This is a genomic window from Roseateles aquae, assembly GCF_032337115.1.
In the GTDB taxonomy this organism is placed as follows: Bacteria; Pseudomonadota; Gammaproteobacteria; order Burkholderiales; family Burkholderiaceae_C; genus Roseateles_C; species Roseateles_C aquae.
In genome coordinates this window covers 14178-31871 of the sequence record NZ_JAVXZY010000007.1, presented here as the reverse complement: position 1 = coordinate 31871, position 17694 = coordinate 14178, and the positions used below count along the sequence as shown (strand labels likewise).

Genomic DNA, 17694 nt, shown 5'->3' with positions numbered 1-17694 from the left:
GCGTCCGGGCCGCCGGTGGCCGCCCTGGAACCGAGGTACTCGCTCAGGGATGCGCCGCCATCACCTGCGCCACCGCAGCGGTCAGGCGCTTGCCGTAGGGCACATGCAGGAACTCGTTCGGCCCGTGCGCATTGCTCTTCGGGCCCAGCACGCCGCAGACCATCATCTGTGCCTTGGGGAAGCCCTTTTGCAGCATGCCCATCAGCGGGATGGTGCCGCCCTGGCCGATGTAGCCGACCTCGGTATCGAAATGCGTCAGGCTGGCTTCGGCGACGGCCTTGGACAGCCAGGGCTGGAGGTCCGGCGTGTTCCAGCCGGTGGCACCGTAGGCGCCGGCACGGCCGTCGGGCACAAAGCTGACCTTTGCGTTGTAGGGCGCGTTGTCTTCCAGCAGTGCCTTGAGCTTGAGCGCCGCCTCATTGCCGTCGATCAGCGGCGGCAAACGCAACGACAGCTTGAAGGCGGTGAAGGGGCGCAGCACATTGCCGGCATTGCTGATCGGCGGCATGCCGTCGACGCCGGTGACCGACAGCGTCGGCCGCCAGGTGCGGTTCAGCAGCACTTCCAGCGGTTCGGTTGTCACCGGCAGCACCGGGCCGCCGTCGGCGCCGCAGGCCCAGGGCATGCGCTTGTAGACCTCGGCGCCGAGGATGTCGGCGGTGGTCTGGGCTTGCACGATGCGGTCGGCCGGGATGTCGCAGTGGAACACCTCGGGCAGCAGGCGGCCGGTCTTGGCGTCTTCCAGCCGGTCCAGCAGCTGGCGCATGATGCGGAAGCTGCTCGGCGCGACGCCGGAGTTGTCGCCGCTGTGGATGCCTTCGGTCAGCACCTCCACCTTCAGCGTGCCGGTGACGTTGCCGCGCAGGCTGGTGGTCAGCCACAGACGGTCGTAGTCGCCGGCGCCGCTGTCCAGGCAGACGACCAGGCTGACATTGCCCAGCCGTTCCTTCAGCACATCGATATAGGCCGGCAGATCGTAGGAGCCGGACTCTTCGCAGGTTTCGATCAGGCCGACGCAGCGCGGCCGCGGGATGCCCTGGCGGTCCAGCGCCATGATGGCGGTCAGCGAGGCGTAGATCGCATAGCCGTCGTCGGCGCCGCCGCGGCCGTAGAGCTTGTCGTTCTCGTACTTGGGCGTCCAGGGGCCCAGGTCCGAACGCCAGCCGCTGAACTCGGGTTGCTTGTCCAGGTGGCCGTAGAGCAGCACGGTGTCCTGGCAATCGGCCTTGGTGGCGGGTACCTCGAAGAAGATCACCGGCGTGCGGTCGGGGATGCGGATCACCTCCAGCTTCAGCCCGGCGACCTTTTGCTTCTCGACCCAGCCGGCCGCATTGCGCAACACGGTCTCGATATGGCCATTGGCGGCCCAGTCGGCATCGAACATCGGGCTCTTGGCCGGGATGGCGATGTAGTCGGTCAGCGCCGGGACGATTTCCTCGTCCCAGATCTGTGCGGCGTACTGACCCAGGCTGCTGGCTTCGTCGGCCTGCAGGGGCAGGTTCGGATCACGTGCGTTCATGGCTGTCTCCTGGCGGGCGGTGACCCGCGAAGCGACGATTCTAGAACTCCGGCCTGGGCCTGGCTCAGGCTGACATCAGCGCGCCGCCAGCCAGGCCTGCAGCCGGTCAAACACCTGCTCCTGCTCGGGTTCGTTGAAGATTTCGTGGAACAGCGGCTCGAAGCAATGCGTTTGCACCACCGCCTTGGGCGCGGCCTGGGCAAAGGCGGCGGAGCCGGCGGGTACCACGCAACGGTCGGCGCCGGCCCAGAGCAGCAGGGTGGGCACCACCCACTCATGGGCATGCTCCAGCACCTGCGGACCGCCGTCGGCGATCATGCGGGCCAGCGTCGGCGTGATGCGGTTGTGCACCAGCGGGTCGCGCTGGTAGGCCTGCACGACGGCCTGGCTGCGCGAGATCCAGGCCGGCTTCAAGCCGTTGCCAACGGCCAGATGCGGCAGCAGCGGCAGCGTCAGGCTCAGCAAGCCCTTTTGGAAGGCCGACATGCCGACATCGAGCGCCGGCGAGCTCAGCACCAGCGCGTCGACCGGCCGGAACCAGGACGGCAGTGCGCCGCCGCTGCTGGACAGCAATCCACCGGCGACAAAGCTGGCCGCCACCAGGCCGCCCATGCTGTGGCCCAGCAGCACCAGCGGGCCTTGGCCGAGCAGCGGGTCGGCGCGCACCTCGTCGATCACCAGGGCCAGGTCTTGCGCGAAGCGCTGGCCATGCGGCAGATCGCCGCGGGCGCCACCGGAGGCGCCATGGCCACGCTGGTCATAACCGAGCACATGCCAGCCCCAGTTGTTCAGCTTGGCCGCCACATGCTCGTAGCGGCCAATGTGTTCGCCCAGGCCGTGGACGATCAGCACCGTGCCGCGGGCCGGGTCAAGGCCGGGTTTGCTCCACTGTCGCCAGTGCAGGGGGATGCCGTCGTCGGTTTTCAGGGTTCGCATAGAGGTCAGTGTAGGCAGGGGCTGCGCCGCCCCGCCCCGGGGCTTCCCCCGAGGCCGGTGCCCTTGGACACCCCGGAATTGCCCGGGGGCTGTCGCGCAGGCGATGGACGCTGGGCCGCCCTCGGTTAGGCTGCTTTCATTGCCCCGCTTTGTTGTCAGGACCTGATATGAGCCAGCCCGAGATCTTTTACAGCCTGGAACAGCGTGACGATGGCATTGCCCATCTGCAGCTGAACCGCCCCGAGCGCATGAACACCATGAGCCCGGCCTTCTTCCCGCAGCTGCGCGACACCGTTCGTGCGCTCGACGAGGCCGGCCAGACCCGCGTGCTGGTGATCTCCTCGACCGGCAAGCATTTCAGCGCCGGCATGGCGCTGGACACCTTTGCCGGTGACAGCCCGCTGCTGGACACCGGCAGCGCGCGCAGCCGCCTGGCGTTTCAGGCCTCGCTGCGCAAGCTGATGGACTGCTTCAGCGCCATCGACCAGGCACGCTTCCCGGTGCTGTGTGCGGTGCAGGGCGGCTGCATTGGCGGCGCGCTGGATCTGGCGGCGGCCTGCGATATGCGCTACTGCACGGCCGAGGCCTTTTTCAGCCTGCAGGAGATCAATATCGGCATGGCCGCCGACCTCGGCGTGCTGCAGCGCCTGCAGGGCCTGCTGCCGCAGGGCGTGGCGCGCGAGCTGGCCTATCTGGGCGAGCGCTTTGGCGCCGAACGGGCGCTGCAGCAGGGCCTGGTCAATGCCGTGCTGCCCGATCACGAGGCGCTGCTGGCCCATGTGCTGGGCGTGGCCGCCAAGATCGCGGCCAAGTCGCCGCTGGCCATGGCCGGCTCCAAGCTGGCGCTGAACCATGCGCGCGACCATGGTGTCGACGCCTCGCTGGCCCAGATGAGCCTGCTGCAAAGCGCGATCTTCGATACCGAAGAGATGGGCCGCGCCATCCTGGCCTGGAAGACCCAGGCCGCCGACGCCGGCTTCGCGCCGCTGGCGCCGGTGGCCAAGCTCTGAGCGTTTTAGAAATAGCGCTGCAGAAACTCAGCGGCCTCGGCCGAGATGCCGATCAGCTTGTCGGTGGCCTGGCGGTAGAGCTTGAAGTTGAGCTCGGTCTCGGGGCGGCCATCGTCCCACTGAGCAAAGGGCTTCAACTCGGCGCGACCGAGGCGCCGCATCGCGCTGGCATTGCGTTCGAGCTGCAGGCTGAGTCGCGGCGTTTGCCGCGCGATGCCGGGCAGTCGTGGTGTGGGCGCGATGGCGCTGGCCGTTGCGCGGGCAATCAGCCCCGGGCCGCCGCTGTTCTCGCTGGCGAAGATGAAGACGGTGTCGCCAGCTTGTATCAGCTTGCCGCCGTACATCGTTTTCTGTCGCGCAAAGTGGTAGGCCTTGGCATTGAGATCCGCGATCTCTGTCTTGAGCACGAACATATACAGCCTCTCGGCACACTTGCGGCATGATGATTCAGCCATTGTCCAGAAGTCGTGTTGACGTCGAAAGCCCATGATCGAATTCCCCGTTGAACTGAGCCCGCCCGATATCCGGCCCTACCGCGACAGCAGCAGCGGTGTCGATTACGTTCATGTGTTTGACTCTGGCCAGCCCGGGCCTTGCGTGATGGTGCAGGCGCTGACACATGGCAATGAGCTGTGCGGCGCGCTGGCGCTGGACTGGCTGTTTCGCCAGGGCCTGGGGCGCAGCCTGCAGCCCTTGCGCGGCCAGCTGATCGTCAGCTTTGCCAATGTCGCGGCCTTCGAGCGCTTCGACCCCGATGAGCCCAGCGCCTCACGCTGTGTCGATGAAGACCTGAATCGGGTCTGGGCCGACGAGGTCCTGTTCGGCAGCGGCGACTCGCTGGAGCTGCGCCGGGCACGCCAGCTGCAGCCCTTTGTCGACCGCGCCGATCTGCTCTTCGACATTCATTCGATGCAGGACGACTGCCGGCCGCTGATGGTCTGCGGCCTGCTCGACAAGGGCGCTGACTTGGCGCGTCAGCTCGGCATGCCCGGCGATCTGCTGATCGACACCGGCCACCCTTCCGGCCTGCGCATGCGCGATCGCGGCGGCTTTGGCGATCCGGCCAGCAGCAAGAATGCCTTGCTGATCGAATGCGGGCAGCACTGGGAGCGCCGCGCGGCCGATGTCGCGATCGATGGCCTGGTACGTTTTCTGCGCCTGGCCGGCCTGGTTGACGAGGCCTGGGCGGCGCCGCGATTGCGTTTACCGCTGCCAGCGGTGCAGCAGCTGATCCGGGTCGACCGGGCGGTGACGGCGCTGAGCGAGAACTTCCGCTTCCTGATGCCGGTCCAGGGCCTGGACGTGATCGCCGCCGCCGGCACCGCGTATGCGCAGGATGGCGAGACGCTGTTTCGCACCGAGCATCCGCACACCGTGCTGGTGATGCCCTCGCGCCGCCCCGGCAAACCGGGGCAGACGATGGTGCGGCTGGGGACCTTTCAGCGCTGATCCGACCGATGCAGACCTTGCTTAGCGCCGCTGTTCGGCAATCCGCTGCAGCGCGGCCTCGGCGCCATCGATGGCGCGGCGGTTCTGCTCGCGCGCATGGGCGTGGCTGAGCCGCGCATCCTTCAGCACCTGCTCCAGAATCGGCTCGGCCTCGGCCGCACGGCCCTGAGCCAGCAAGAACTGACCCCAGGCGCTGTGGGTGGCAATGCCGCCATGGCTGCGCAGCGCGATCTGGAAGGCGGCCTCGGCGCGGCCCGGATCGGCCGGGAAGGCGTGGGCCAGCAGTTCGGCGTGCAAGAGTGCCAGTTCACCGCTCTGGCGTTGCGGCTGGGCGGCGAACAGCTTGTCCAGTGTGGCGCAGGCCTCGGGCACGCGCTCGACGGCAGCCAGCGCGCGCGCCAGGCCGGCCAGTGCCTCCGGATCGCTGGCGAACACGCCCTGGGCGCAGGCCTCGAAATGCGGCAAGGCCTCGGCGGCGCGGTCGGCGGCCAGCAGGGCCTGGGCCAGCTTCAGGCGGTTGCCCATGCTGGGCGTCTGTTCCAAGGCCTGTTCAGCCAGGCGCAGCTCGCGGCGAGGGTCGAGCACCTTAGTCAGCGCCGCACCAGCCTTGCGTGCGACGCGGCCGTTGCGTTGCTCGGGCAGGTACTCGGCAAACAGATAGACCAGGCTGCCCAGCAGCGGAAAGGCCAAGAGCACGAACAGCCAGACGGTGTTGCGCCCGGTGCGCACCGCATGGACGGCGAAGAAGATCGCGACGGCGATATGCAGGAAAGCCAGAATCGGCATGCGCCCCTCCCAGGGAATCAATACTGGCGCGGAACTATAGCGGCGTGAAATGGCTTGTAGCAGCAGATAGCGATGTGTGGCTCAGTTGATCGGCCCCAGCACGACGTCATGACGCAGCACCTCGGCCGGGTAGTAGCGCTCCAGCGCCTGCTGCAGGCGGCCGTCGCTGGCGGCATGGGCAAGCTGGGTCTTGAGCTGGGCCAGGTCGACGGCCGAGAGCGAGCGCGGTGAGAGATAGGCGCCGACCTCGGAGCGCGGCAAGCCTTCCAGGGCCGTAAAGCGAAAAGGGGACGCGGCCTCGGCGCTGCCGGCGCTGGTTTGCAAGGCGGAGTACAGCAGCGTGGGCGGCAGGATGGTGAAGTCGACCCGTCCCGTGCGCAGCAGCTCGCCGACCTTGGCCAGATCGCTGACGTAGGTGACGCGGCGGTCGGCCTCCAGCTGGCGCAGGAGCGCATCGTATTCATCGCCCCAGGAGTAGGAGCGCACCACCGCAGCCAGCCAGCGGCTGCGTGCCAGCAGCTGACCGACATCGCTGATCAGGTCGACCTTGCTGCGCAGCGTGATCAGCGCCGGTGTCAGCTTCAGCATCGGCACGAAGACGGCTTTCTGATCGCGTTCGGCGGTGCGCGAGGCGGGGATGAAGAGATCGGCCTGGGTGGTTTCGAAGAACGTCATCGCCAGACGGGCGCGCGGCACGATGGGGAACTGGAATTCGCAGCCGCTGCTCGCGCCCAGCTGGCGCAAGAGCTCGGGGTAAACCCCGCTGACGGCCTCGCCCTGCACCAGCACATTGAAGCCGGTAGGCGCCACCGGCACGACGATGGGGCGGCTGCAGTCGGCCCAGGCCGGGCGGCTCAGGGCGAGGCACAGCGCCAGGCAAGGCGCCATGGCCCTCAGACCTGGCTGGCCCGGCTGACTTGCATGCTGGCCCATGGACGCGCTCCCGCAGTCGCTGCCTTGGCAGCTTACGCCGCCGGCGTGCTTTGCAACAGTCCGCTGGTCTAGGGGGATCGCTCAGCCCATGCAGAAGGCATTCAGCTTGTTGCCGTCCAGATCGCGGAAATAGGCCGCGTAGAAGCCGCCGCCGCGCAGGCCGGGCGCGCCTTCGTCCTTGCCACCCAGGGCCAGCGCCTTGGCATGCAGGGCCTGGACCTTGTCCTGGCTGTCGACGACCAGGGCGATCATCACGCCGTTGCCGACGCTGGCCGGCTGACCGTCAAAGGGCAGCATGACGCCGAAGCCGGGCTTGTCCATGGCTACGCCCCAGGCGATGCCGCGCTCGAACTCCATCAGCCGCTTGGCGCCGATGACGGCGAACAGCGCGTCGTAGAAGGCAGAGGCGCGTGGCAGGTCATTGGTGCCGAGGGTGGTGTAGCCAATCATGGGGTGCTCCTGAGCGAGTGGGGTCGGCAGAGTATGGCCGAGCCGGCGGAGTGGTGAGCATGGTCATGGTGCACCGCCCGTCCTCGCTGCTGTCGATCCGGCGCCGCCGCTGTCGAACCGGCGACCGGTGGCGGCCGGGCGGGGCAGCGCTCGCCACACTGAAGGCATCAATCACCGAGCGATGGAGATCACGATGCAATCACCGATGAACCGACTGATGATGGCCTTGCTGCTCAGCCTGGCCGGCCCGCTGGCCGCGGCGCCGCGGCTGGAGGTGGCGCCTGCCGCCGAGGTGCTGCAGGGCGAGCCGCAGACGCTGGCCTTGAGCGGCGCCACGCCGGGCGAGCGCCTTACGCTGCGGCTGAGCCGCCGCGCCACCTTGCCCGGCATCGGGCCGGCGCTGCTGCGCGCCGAGGCGCTGTTCGAAGCCGATGCGCAGGGGCGCATCGACCCCGAGCGGCAGGCGCCGCTGTCGGGCAGCTATGCCGGCGTCGACGGCCGCGGCCTGTTTTGGTCGGCCCTGCCGGTGCGGGGCGAGCCGCAGGGCGTGCCGGCCGCCGATGCGCCTGCCGGCCAGCTCTTGCTGGAAGCCTTGGGCCGTGACGCCGAGGGCGCACCGCATCGTGTGGCCGAATTGAACTTGCGCTGGCTGCCAGCCGAGCCGCTCGTGCAGGGGCGCAATGTCGCGTCGCTGCCCGGCGCCCGCCTGGTCTGGCCCAAGAACGCGGCGGCGGCGCTGCCCGTGGTGATCGTGCTGGGCGGCTCCGAAGGCGGCTCGTCAACAGCCGTTCACATGGCCGAGGCCTTGGCGGCGCGTGGCTTGGCCGCGCTGGCCCTGCCCTACTACTCGCCGCCGCGCTGGGGCGCCCAGGGCCCGATGGCGCCGGAGTTGCCGGCCCTGCCGACCAGCTTTGCCCATATTGAGCTGGGCCTGCTGGAAACGGCGCGCAACTGGCTGCGCGAGCAGCCCGAGGTCGATGCCAGCCGCATCGCGCTGTGGGGCGCATCCAAGGGCGGCGAGTTTGTGCTGGCCGGCGCCAGCCGCATCGCCGGCTTCAAGGGGGTGGTCGCCGTCGTGCCCAGCGATGTGATCTGGGAGGGCTTTGACATGCAGCGCGGCGCGATGGGCCAGCCCTCGTTCAGCTGGCAGGGCAAGCCGCTGCACTTCGTGCCCTACCAGGGCTATGCCGAGGAAGTGGCCGGTTTCATGAGCGGCCAGCCGGTGCTGCTGCGCCGGCCGCACGATGCCGGCCGTGCCAGCCATGCGGAGGCCGCGGCAGCCGCGCGGATCGAGGTCGAGAAGATCGCCGCGCCGGTGCTGCTGATCGCCGGCTCCGACGATCAGGTCTGGGACTCCGGCGGCATGGCGCGCTCGGTCGCCGCCCGCCGCGCCAGCGCCGGCCTGAAGACCGAGCTGATGGTGTTCGAGGGCGCCGGCCACGGCATCACCAGCCTGGGCGGCACGCCCACCGCCCTCAACAACGCCGGCCCGATGAAGCTCGGTGGCCAGCCGGCGGCCGATGCCCGCGCCCAGCAGCAGGGCTGGGCACGGACGATCAGCTTTCTGCGCGAGGTGCTGCGCTAAGGAAGGTCTGCATCAGTCGGCGTGGGCCCTGATCAGCCGCGGTCGAACTTGAACACGGCCATGCTGGCCAGCAGGTTCGGCGCCGTACGCACCGGCTGGCCGTTCTGGATGCCAAAGCTGTCCAGGATGCGCAGCCGGTTCTTGCGCGCCAGCACCTCGAAATCGGCAAAGGTGCCAACGCGAATGTTCGGCGTGTCGTACCACTCATAAGGCAGCACCCGGGTCACCGGCATGCGCCCAAGCAGCACCTGCAGCCGGTTCGGCCAGTGGGCGAAGTTGGGGAAGCTGACGATGCCGGTGCGGCCCACCCGCGCGGTCTCGCGCAGCATGGCCTCGGTATTGCGCAGATGCTGCAGCGTTTCCAGCTGCAGCACGACGTCAAAGCTCTGGTCCTCGAAGATGGACAGGCCTTCCTCCAGGTTCAGCTGGATGACGTTGACGCCGCGCTGCGCACAGGCGAGCAGATTGGCGTCATCGAGCTCGACGCCATAGCCGCTGCAGCCCTTGTGCGCCTGCAGCCAGGCCAGCAGCTCGCCGGTGCCGCAGCCGAGGTCCAGCACGCGCGAGCCGGCCGGCACCAGCTCGGCGATGGTCTTCATCACGGGGCTGATGCTGTTCATGCGCTGAACTCCTTGGCGATGCGTTGGAAATAGGCGCGCAGCAGGCCGTGGTAGCGCGGGTCTTCGAGCAGGAAGGCGTCGTGGCCGTGCGGCGCATCGATCTCCGCGTAGGAGACGTCGCGCTTGTTATCCAGCAGCGCCTTGACGATCTCGCGCGAGCGCGCCGGCGAGAAGCGCCAGTCGGTGGTGAAGCTGGCTAACAGGTATTTGCAGCGGCTGCTGGCAAAGGTGCGCGAGAGATCACCGCCGTGCTCGCGGGCCGGGTCGAAATAGTCCAGCGCCCGGGTGATCAGCAGATAGGTGTTGGCGTCGAAGTACTCGCTGAACTTGTCGCCCTGGTGGCGCAGATAGCTCTCGATCTGGAACTCGATGTCCTGGGTCGAGTAGGCATAGTCGTCTGACGGCGTGCCGCTCAAGGGGAGGGCCCCTTGAGCCTCTCGCATCTTGCGGCCGAACTTCGTCTCCATCACATCGTCGCTGAGATAGGTGATGTGGCCGATCATCCGTGCCACGCGCAGGCCGCGCTTGGGCACCACGCCGTGCTCGTAGAAGAAGCCGCCGTGAAAGTCGGGGTCGGTGACGATGGCGCGCCGCGCCACCTCGTTGAAGGCGATGTTCTGTGCCGACAGGCTGGGTGCGGTGGCGATGGCGATGCAATGGCGCATGCGTTCCGGGTAGCGCAGCGACCAGTCCAGCGCCTGCATGCCACCGAGCGAGCCGCCCAGCACGGCGGCCAGCTGCGTGATGCCCAGCCGATCGAGCACGCGCGCCTGGGCATCGACCCAGTCGTGCACGGTGACGACCGGGAAATCGGCGCCATAGATGCGGCCGGTGTCCGGGTTCTGGTGCATGGGCCCGGTCGAGCCGAAGCAGGAGCCGAGGTTGTTGATGCCGATGACGAAGAACTTGTCGGTGTCCAACGGTTTGCCGGGGCCGATCAGGTTGTCCCACCAGCCCTCGCTCTTGTCCTGGCCTGCGTAAGTGCCGGCGAGGTGGTGGCTGGCGTTCAGCGCATGGCAGACCAGCACCGCGTTGGATTTGTCGGCATTGAGCCGGCCGTAGGTCTCGTAGACCAGTTCGTAGTCGCGGATCTGCGCGCCGCTGCGCAGCGGCAGCGCTGATTCGAAGCGCAGGCGCTGGGGCGAGACGTCGCCCACCGAGCTTGAGGCCATAAAGGTGACTCTCCAAAAGCAAAAACCGGCTCCGCCAGAAGATGCGGACGCCGGTTGCTGGAGCGCCCCTCTTTAGCGGAATTTATTGAGCGCCCGCAATTCGGAACAAATCGGCGCTGTGGCGGCGATTATATCGAGCTCTTCTTGCTGCCTTTGATCAGCGCGCCAGGCCGATCTTGTTCAAGAACTGCTGCAGGCTGCCATCGGCACGCAAGCGCTCCATCGCCGCCTGCAGCGCCTGGGCCTGGACATCGCTGACATCGGGCGAGCCGACCAGCCAGACCTCGGTGCTGTCGAAGGACTGGCCGAGCTGATAGTCGCCCTCATGCCTGCCGCTGCTGTGCAGCGCGCCATGGATGACGATCTGGCTGCCATAGGCCAGATCGGCGCTGCCCTCGTCGAGGCGGCGCAGAATCGTTTCGTAATTGCTTTCTTCGCGGATGTTCTGAAAGCCCTGTCGCCGCAGGCTTTGCGTGCTGATCGAGCCGCGCAGCACCAGCACCTTGCGGTAGCGCAGCTCGGCCAGGGGCGGTGGGCTGGGCCAGCGGTCATGCCGGCTGAGCAGGTGGTAGCGCTGGGTATAGAGCGGCAAGAGCCAGCGGTACTGTGTCTCGCGATCCGGTGTTCGACCAACCGGTGCCATCAGCACGCCGGGCCCGTTGCGCGCCAGCAGCAGCGCGCGGGCGAAGGGGTAGAACTCCGGCTTGAGGTTGAAGCCGGCCTGCTCACCGAGCTTTTGCAGCAGTTCGCCCAACGGGCCGCCTTGCTTGTCGCTGGCGCTGAGCAGCGGTGGGAAGTCGGCGCTGACCAGGCGCAGCCCGGCGTCCTCGGCGCGCAGCGGGCCGGCCAGCTGCGCCAGTGCAGCGAGCAGCAGCGCACGACGGGCGGCCGGGCGCTGCGGGGTCATGTCTTGCCGCTGCGGTTCAACATGCCGGCGAGTGTGCCTGAATCGTGGCAGTGGCGAAAGCCTTGCCGCGGCGCTCGGCAAACAATGCCTGCCTTATTCAGAGCAGGCCCAGCAAGCCCTGGTTCAGCGCCTCCAACACCCAGCTGCTGCCATCGGCACGCCAGCCGAAGGTATTGCTCATCGTGAAGGCGGCCTGGCTGCCGTCCTGGCGCAAGGTCACGGCGGCCATGAAGCCGGCCTCGGCACCGTTGTGACCGAGCTGGGCCTGGCCGTTGGCCGTCGCCGCGGCCCAGCCGAGCGCGTAGTCGCCGGTCGTCAGCGTCTTCAGGCGCTGCAGATAGCTCGCAGCCAGTGGCGTGCTGCGGCCCTGCAGGGCCTGCATATGCCAGCGCAGCCAGCGGCCGTACTCGGCACCGGCCAGGCGCACGCCGCCGGCCGGCCGCAGCACATCGAACCAAAGCTGTTGCTCGGCCGGCAGGGCCTCGTAGAGCTGCAGCTGCTGCGCGCTATCGCCGACATGGCCTTGCGGCTCCTTGGCCGGGTCGGGTTCGGCCCAGGCGACCGCGAGGCCCAGCGGCTGACACAGCTGCTGTTCGAACAGGGTGGTGAAGCGCTGACCGGTGGCCGCTTCCAGCATCGCGCCGGCCATCGCGAAGCCGGCGTTGGAGTAGAGGAAATCGCGCCCCGGCCGCACGCCTTGCGGGGCCGGCTGGGCCAGCAGCCAGCGGCAGAAGAACAGCCGGCGACCACCTTCGTCGCTTGGCAGTGGGCCGGCATGGCTCTGCAGATAGGCCAGAAAGACCGGCGGATCGACCTCGGTGTTGAAGGGCAGGATGGCACCCTTGTGGTCAAGCAGCTGAGCCAGGGTCAGGTCTTGATGGTCGGGGTGCAGCAGCTCGGGCTTGAGCAGCTCGGCGGCGCGGCTGTCCCAGCGCAGCTTGCCTTGCTCGACCAGCCTGGCGGCCAGCGCCGCCGTCATCGCCTTGGCGTTGGAGCCGATGCCGAAGCGCTCGCTGCCGTCGAGCGGGCGACCCTGCTGCAGGGCGCTGCGGCCGGCCGCGGCCAGGGGCAAGGTGTCGTCGGGCTGGCTGAGGAGCTGGCCGAAGACGGCGCCGACGAGGCCGGCGGCCACGGCACGGTCGGCGGCCTGCTGGCAGCGTTGCCTGGCCTGCTGCACGGCCAGGTCCAGCCTGGGATCGGCGTGGCCGCCCCCGCAGGCGGCCAGGCCGCCGACAGCGAGCAGGGCACTGCTGTTGATCAGCCAACGGCGCCGGCTGAGGGTGTAGTTGTGATGAGTCAATTCCGTCCTCCTGTATCGTGGACGGATTGTGGAAAACCCTAGCTTAAGACTCGCCAAAGGCCGTGGCGGCTGGCGGCACTTGCAGCACTTGCGGCGGCAGGCGAAGCACGAAGCCGACGCCACGACCAGCCAGGCCATCGCTGAGGTGCAGCTGGGCGCCCAGGCGCAGCGCGGCCTGGCGGACGATGGCCAGGCCCAGGCCGCTGCCCGGCTGCTGCTGGCCGGCGCCGCGGTGGAAGCGCTCGAAGACGCGCTCGCGCTCCTCGGCGGCAATGCCGGGGCCGTCGTCGGCCACCCGCAGCTCGACACCATCGCCCCGGACGGCCAGCGTCAGCTCGATATGGCCGCCAGCGGGCACATAGGCCAGGGCGTTGTCGATCAGGTTCTGCACGATCGATTGCAGCGCCGCGCTCTCCAGCGTGACGCTGAGCTGATCGGGCGCCTGCAGGCTGAGTTCCAGCCCGCGCGCCTTGGCCCGCGGCAAGGCCTCGATCAGATGGCGACCCAGCAGCTCGACCAGGTCCAGCGTCTCGCGCCGGCCGCCGGCCTGCTGGTCCAGCGCGGCCAGGTCGAGCAGCTGCTGTGACAGATGGGCGGTACGTTTGAGTGTGAGCTGAAGCGCCTGCGCGGCGGCGCTGCGCGCCTCGGGGCTGTCGGCCTGTTCGAGCAGATGGGCCTGGGCGGCCAGCGTGGCCAGCGGTGTGCGCAGCTCATGGGCGGCATCGTGGACAAATGCGCGCTCACGTGCCAGCAAGCGGCGCAGCCGCTGCTGCAGCGATTCGAAGGCCCGGCCCAGCGGTTGCAGCTCGGTGTAGCGCAGATCCAGGCCCAGCGGTTGCAGCGCGGCTTCGCCATCGAGGCGGGCAATGCGCCTAACCAGCTGGCGCAGCGGTGCCAGGCCACGATGCACGGCCAGCCACATCGGCAGCAGGATCAGCGGAAAGGCGATCAGCAGCGACTCGCTCAACTCGCGCGCCAGCCAGCTCAAGACATCTTGATCGGGCAGCCGCGGCTCGGCCAGCACCAGCGACCAGCGTTTCCCGTCCAACCGTGCCGCCCAATAGCGCTGCTGGCCCAGCTGGGGCTCGCTGATGCCGGCCTGCGTGACTGCGGGCGCCGGTGCCGAGGTCCAGAGCAGGTGGCCTTGGCTGTCGAACAGCTGCAGCAGCAAATCGCCGGGCAGCAGCTTGGCCTCGCGGCGCATCTGGTTGACCTCGCCGAGCTGGCCCTGCAGCCCAACGATGGCCTGTGCCGGCTGCTCCAGCGTCTCGACGCCGGCCAGCAAGATGCGGCCCAGCTGCTGCACGCCGGGTGCCGATTGCATGGACTGCCGGTAGCCGATGTATTGCTGCGTCAGCAGCGCCAGCGTGACCAGGCCGGTGGCGATCAACAAGGCCAGCAGCAGCCGCCGGCCGAGGCTGGGGCGCATCCAGCGCGGCCAGTTCATAGCGACTGCAGCCAATAGCCAACGCCGCGCAGCGTGCCGATGCGCTCAGACCCGATCTTGCGGCGCAGATTGGACAGATGCACCTCCAGCGCGCCGAAGTCCAGCGCCTCGCCCAGCGGCACCATGCGCTGCGCCAGCTGGGCCTTGGGCACCACGCCGCCGTTCTCGCGCGCCAGCGCCAGCAGCAGCTGGAACTCGCGCGGCGACAGCGCCAGCTCCTGGTCGTTCAGCAGCGCGCGGTGGCGCTGCGCCTCGATGCGCAAGGCACCGAACTGCCAGACGTCGCTGCTCTGTTGGGCGGCGCGGCGCACTGCCACGCGCAGCCGGGCCAGCAGTTCGGGGATCTCGAAGGGCTTGATCAGGTAGTCGTCGGCGCCGGCATCGAAGCCGTCGAGCCGGTCCTGCAGCGCTGCCCGCGCGGTGATCAGCAGGATGGGCACGCTGCTGCCCTGGGCGCGCCAGCGTGCCAGCAGCTGCTGGCCGCTGCCGTCGGGCAGGCCGAGGTCGAGCAGCACCGCATCCAGCGGCTCATCATCGAGGCGCAGCGGCGCATCGGCGGCGCGTCGCCACCAGTGGCTGCTGTGCCCCTCGGCGCGCAGGGCGGCCTGCAGGCTCTGGCCGAGCGCGAGGTCGTCTTCGATCAGCAGGACGTGCATCAGAGCAACTCGATGCCGAAGCGGCGCAGCAGCAAGGCCAGCGCGGCAAAGGCGAGCACGGTGATCAGCAGGCAAGCCACCAGCGCCGGCCAGAAGCCCAGGCGGTTCAGCAGCCAGGGGAAGAGCAGGAACATCGGCAGCGTGGGCAGCACGTACCAGAAGGTGTACCAGGCGTGGTTGGCGATCTTCTCGCTGGGCTGGCGCTCCAGCTGCAGCCAGATCAGCGTCAGCACCGTCACCAGCGGCAGCGCGGCGATCAGGCCACCCAGGCGATCACTGCGCTTGGCCAGCTCGGAGATGCCGACGACCAGGGCGGCGGTGATCAGGTACTTGGTGATGATCCAGGGCATGGCGTGATTGTCGCCAGTTCGCGGGTCTGCCGTGCCTCAAGCGCGCAGCTGCAGCGCGTCCCAGTCGGCCTTGAGCAGGCCGAACTGCAGCAGGTCCTGGTACTGGCCGCGCCAGAAGCCGACCTGGCGCAGCCGCCCCTCTTCGACAAAGCCCAGCGCGCGCACCTGCTTCAGCGAGGCCGCATTGTCGGGGTGAACCTGGGCCTCGATGCGGTTCAGGCTCATCGCGGCAAAGCCCCAGTCCAGCAGTGTGAGCAGGGCCTCGCGCATCAGGCCCTGGCCCTGCGCCTCGCGGGCCAGCTCATAGCCCAGCGTGCATTTTCGCCAGCCGGGGTTCCAGCCGAACAGGCCGGCCGTGCCGATCAAGTGCTGCGGCCGCTCGCGCCGCGCCAGCCCAAAGCGGGTGCCCGGGGCGGGCAGCTGACGCCAGCTGGCAAAGCGCGCGACCAGCGCCTCGGCCGCCGCCTGATCGGGCAAGGGATCGCTGCCGAACCAGCGCATCAGCTCGGCATCGCCATGGATGGCCAACAGCGCCGGCGCATCGGCCGGCACGATCTCGCGCAGCAGCAGGCGGTTGGTCTGCAGGATGGGGAAGCTCAAGGCACGGTACAGAGGCAGTGAACGACAGCGCTGTAGGGCTTGCGGCCCTCGGCCAGCTCAGCAGCAAAGGCCAGATCGGCCTGTGCCTCGCGCAGCGCCGGCGGCACGCTGATGCCCAGTTCGGCGCGCACGGCGCTGGCGATGCTGGGGGCCAGCGCATCGCCAAAGCTGTCCAGCAGCCGTTCGAGCTTGCCCTTGTCGCGCTCGACATAGCTGACGCGCGGCTGCCCTTCCAGCTTGGCCAGCTTGGCGGCCGACTTGATCGCATCGTCCAGGCTGCCCAGGCGGTCGACCAGGCCGCGATCCAGCGCCTGCTTGCCGGTCCAGACGCGACCCTGGGCCACGGCGTCGATCTCCTCGACCTTTTTCTTGCGCGCGACGGCGGCCTTGCCGGTGAATTCGTCGTAGATGTGCTGGATGCCGGCCTGCACACTGGCAGCCAGACGCGGATCGAGTGCCCGGCGCGGGTCATAGCCGCCAGCCAGCCAGGTGGTGGTGGTGCCGCCGGTGTGGATGGACAGCTTGTCGAGCAGCTTCTCGCCGGTGGGCAGCATGCCGAACACGCCGATCGAGCCGGTGATGGTGCCGGGGTCGGCAATCACCTCGTTCGAGGCCATCGAGATCCAGTAGCCGCCCGAGGCGGCGACATCGCCCATCGAGATCACCACCGGCTTGCCGGCGGACTTGGTCAGTTCCAGCTCGCGGCGCACGATCTCCGAGGCGAAGGCACTGCCGCCGGGGGAGTTGACGCGCAGCACCACGGCCTTGACGCTGTCGTCCTCGCGGGCCTGGCGCACCAGCTTGGCGGTCGAGTCACCGCCGATGCGGCCGGGTTCGGCCTCGCCGTCAACGATCTCCCCTTCGGCCACGACCACGGCCACGGCGTTGCCAAAGGCCGGCTGCGGCTTCAGATAGGCCTGGTACTCGCCAAAGCTGACGCGGCGGTAGCTCTGGCCCTTGTCGTCCTTGGCACCCTTGGCCATCAGCAGCTCACGCATCTCATCGCGGGTCTTGACGCCGTCGATCAGCTTCTGCTGCAAGGCCAGCTTGGCCGTGTCGCCGCGCAGGGCCTGCAGCTGCTGCGGCAGCGTTTCGATGCCGCTGGCGATGCTGCCGGCGGGCAGCTTGCGGGCGGCTTCTACCTCGCCGGTGTAGCGGCTCCAGAGCTCGCCATACAGATAGCCATCGGCTTCCTGCGAAGCCGGCGAGGGGCCGTTGGCGATATAGGGCTCGCCGAAGCTCTTGAAGGTGCCGACGCGCAGCAGATTGACGGAGATGCCCAGGCGGTCCAGCGCGTCCTTGTAGTAGGTGCGGTAGCGCCCGAAGCCCTCGATCATCACCAGGCCCATCGGGTGCAGGTAGACCTCGTCGGCATGGGCGGCCAGGTAGTAGTCGCGCTGGCCGAAACGGTCGCCGTAGGCGTAGATCTTCTTGCCGCTGGCCTTGAAGCGATCCAGCGCGGCGGCCACCTCATGCAAGCCGGCCATGCCGGCGCCGCCGAAGTTGTCCAGTTCCAGCAGCAGCTGGCTGATCTTGTCATCCTTGGCCGCGGCGTCCAGCGTGGCCAGCACATCGCGCAGCCGGGTCTGGTGGGCCTGCGACTCGCCACGCAGCTGGGCCATGGCCTGGTCGCGGGCCGAGCCCGAGTACTGCTCGACCAGATTGCCGCGCAGGTTCAGTACCAGCGTGCTTTTCTCCTGCAGCGCTTTGGGGCCATGGCTGATCAGGCCCCAGATGAAGGCGATCAGCAGCAGCAGCAGCAGCAGGTTCAGCAGCGCGCGCCGGCTGGCGTCGATCAGCCACCAGGTCTTTTTGATCAGCCAGCCCACCGGGGCCAGCGCGGTCTTGATGCTCATATGCGGTCCTCGCTGTATCGTTTCGCGCGCCGATTGTGATGCAAGCCGGTCGGCCCTGAACAAAGCCACGGTCCGTGCGGCCGGTGTGACTTTGTGGCGTTTGCGCCGCGCCCGGGGG

The 17694-nt window shown here is 68.6% G+C and carries 18 protein-coding genes; 3 read left to right on the top strand and 15 right to left on the bottom strand.

The window, feature by feature from the left end; all coding sequences use genetic code 11:
• Window positions 1-43 precede the first annotated feature (43 nt).
• Together RQP53_RS16505 and RQP53_RS16500 are read right to left on the bottom strand one after the other, a co-directional pair.
• Window positions 44-1519, bottom strand: a complete 1476-nt coding sequence (locus RQP53_RS16505) for a M20 family metallopeptidase (RefSeq protein ID WP_315651770.1) — start codon at window positions 1517-1519, stop codon at window positions 44-46.
• Window positions 1520-1594: 75 nt separating this feature from the next.
• A complete protein-coding gene (locus RQP53_RS16500) occupies window positions 1595-2455 on the bottom strand; it encodes an alpha/beta hydrolase (RefSeq protein ID WP_315651769.1) in 861 nt (286 codons plus the stop codon).
• Between the two features lie 167 nt (window positions 2456-2622).
• Between RQP53_RS16500 and RQP53_RS16495 the strand changes: the two genes are divergently transcribed.
• Window positions 2623-3465: an enoyl-CoA hydratase-related protein gene (locus RQP53_RS16495; protein WP_315651768.1), complete on the top strand. Its 843-nt coding sequence runs from the start codon at window positions 2623-2625 to the stop codon at window positions 3463-3465.
• Window positions 3466-3470: 5 nt separating this feature from the next.
• Here RQP53_RS16495 and RQP53_RS16490 read toward each other — a convergent pair whose 3' ends face one another.
• Window positions 3471-3878, bottom strand: a complete 408-nt coding sequence (locus RQP53_RS16490; RefSeq protein ID WP_315651767.1) for a hypothetical protein — start codon at window positions 3876-3878, stop codon at window positions 3471-3473.
• 73 nt (window positions 3879-3951) lie between these two features.
• Between RQP53_RS16490 and RQP53_RS16485 the strand changes: the two genes are divergently transcribed.
• Entirely contained in the window at window positions 3952-4914 is a 963-nt protein-coding gene (locus RQP53_RS16485; RefSeq protein ID WP_315651766.1) for a M14 family metallopeptidase, read from the top strand.
• Window positions 4915-4935: 21 nt separating this feature from the next.
• On the opposite strand, the gene RQP53_RS16480 is transcribed toward RQP53_RS16485, so the two are convergent.
• The 3 genes from RQP53_RS16480 to RQP53_RS16470 all read right to left on the bottom strand — a co-directional run bounded on the left by RQP53_RS16480 (window position 4936) and on the right by RQP53_RS16470 (window position 7083).
• On the bottom strand, window positions 4936-5700 hold the full coding sequence (locus tag RQP53_RS16480; protein ID WP_315651765.1) for a hypothetical protein: 765 nt from the start codon (window positions 5698-5700) through the stop codon (window positions 4936-4938).
• Between the two features lie 81 nt (window positions 5701-5781).
• Entirely contained in the window at window positions 5782-6588 is an 807-nt protein-coding gene (locus tag RQP53_RS16475) for a substrate-binding periplasmic protein (protein ID WP_315651764.1), read from the bottom strand.
• Window positions 6589-6714: 126 nt separating this feature from the next.
• A complete protein-coding gene (locus tag RQP53_RS16470) occupies window positions 6715-7083 on the bottom strand; it encodes a VOC family protein (RefSeq protein WP_315651763.1) in 369 nt (122 codons plus the stop codon).
• A gap of 193 nt (window positions 7084-7276) precedes the next feature.
• Between RQP53_RS16470 and RQP53_RS16465 the strand changes: the two genes are divergently transcribed.
• Complete coding sequence (locus RQP53_RS16465) at window positions 7277-8668, top strand: acyl-CoA thioesterase/bile acid-CoA:amino acid N-acyltransferase family protein (RefSeq protein ID WP_315651762.1); 1392 nt, start codon at window positions 7277-7279, stop codon at window positions 8666-8668.
• Between the two features lie 32 nt (window positions 8669-8700).
• Here the strand turns inward: RQP53_RS16465 and metW are convergent, their stop codons facing one another.
• From metW to sppA, 9 genes are all read right to left on the bottom strand, one after another.
• Window positions 8701-9288, bottom strand: a complete 588-nt coding sequence (gene metW, locus RQP53_RS16460; RefSeq protein WP_315651761.1) for a methionine biosynthesis protein MetW — start codon at window positions 9286-9288, stop codon at window positions 8701-8703.
• A complete protein-coding gene (metX, locus tag RQP53_RS16455; protein ID WP_315651760.1) occupies window positions 9285-10460 on the bottom strand; it encodes a homoserine O-succinyltransferase MetX in 1176 nt (391 codons plus the stop codon). The genes metW and metX overlap by 4 nt, the downstream gene beginning before the upstream one ends.
• Before the next feature lie 157 nt (window positions 10461-10617).
• Entirely contained in the window at window positions 10618-11367 is a 750-nt protein-coding gene (locus RQP53_RS16450) for a substrate-binding periplasmic protein (protein WP_315651759.1), read from the bottom strand.
• 97 nt (window positions 11368-11464) lie between these two features.
• Entirely contained in the window at window positions 11465-12667 is a 1203-nt protein-coding gene (locus RQP53_RS16445) for a serine hydrolase domain-containing protein (RefSeq protein ID WP_315651758.1), read from the bottom strand.
• Window positions 12668-12710: 43 nt separating this feature from the next.
• A complete protein-coding gene (locus RQP53_RS16440; protein WP_315651757.1) occupies window positions 12711-14114 on the bottom strand; it encodes a sensor histidine kinase in 1404 nt (467 codons plus the stop codon).
• Entirely contained in the window at window positions 14111-14770 is a 660-nt protein-coding gene (locus RQP53_RS16435; RefSeq protein WP_315651756.1) for a response regulator transcription factor, read from the bottom strand. Before RQP53_RS16435 ends, RQP53_RS16440 begins: the two co-directional genes overlap by 4 nt.
• Window positions 14770-15120, bottom strand: coding sequence for a DUF3147 family protein (locus RQP53_RS16430; RefSeq protein ID WP_315651755.1), 351 nt, complete (start codon window positions 15118-15120; stop codon window positions 14770-14772). Before RQP53_RS16430 ends, RQP53_RS16435 begins: the two co-directional genes overlap by 1 nt.
• 36 nt (window positions 15121-15156) lie before the next feature.
• Entirely contained in the window at window positions 15157-15720 is a 564-nt protein-coding gene (locus RQP53_RS16425; RefSeq protein WP_315651754.1) for a GNAT family N-acetyltransferase, read from the bottom strand.
• Entirely contained in the window at window positions 15717-17576 is a 1860-nt protein-coding gene (gene sppA, locus RQP53_RS16420; protein WP_315651753.1) for a signal peptide peptidase SppA, read from the bottom strand. The genes RQP53_RS16425 and sppA overlap by 4 nt, the downstream gene beginning before the upstream one ends.
• Window positions 17577-17694 lie beyond the last annotated feature (118 nt).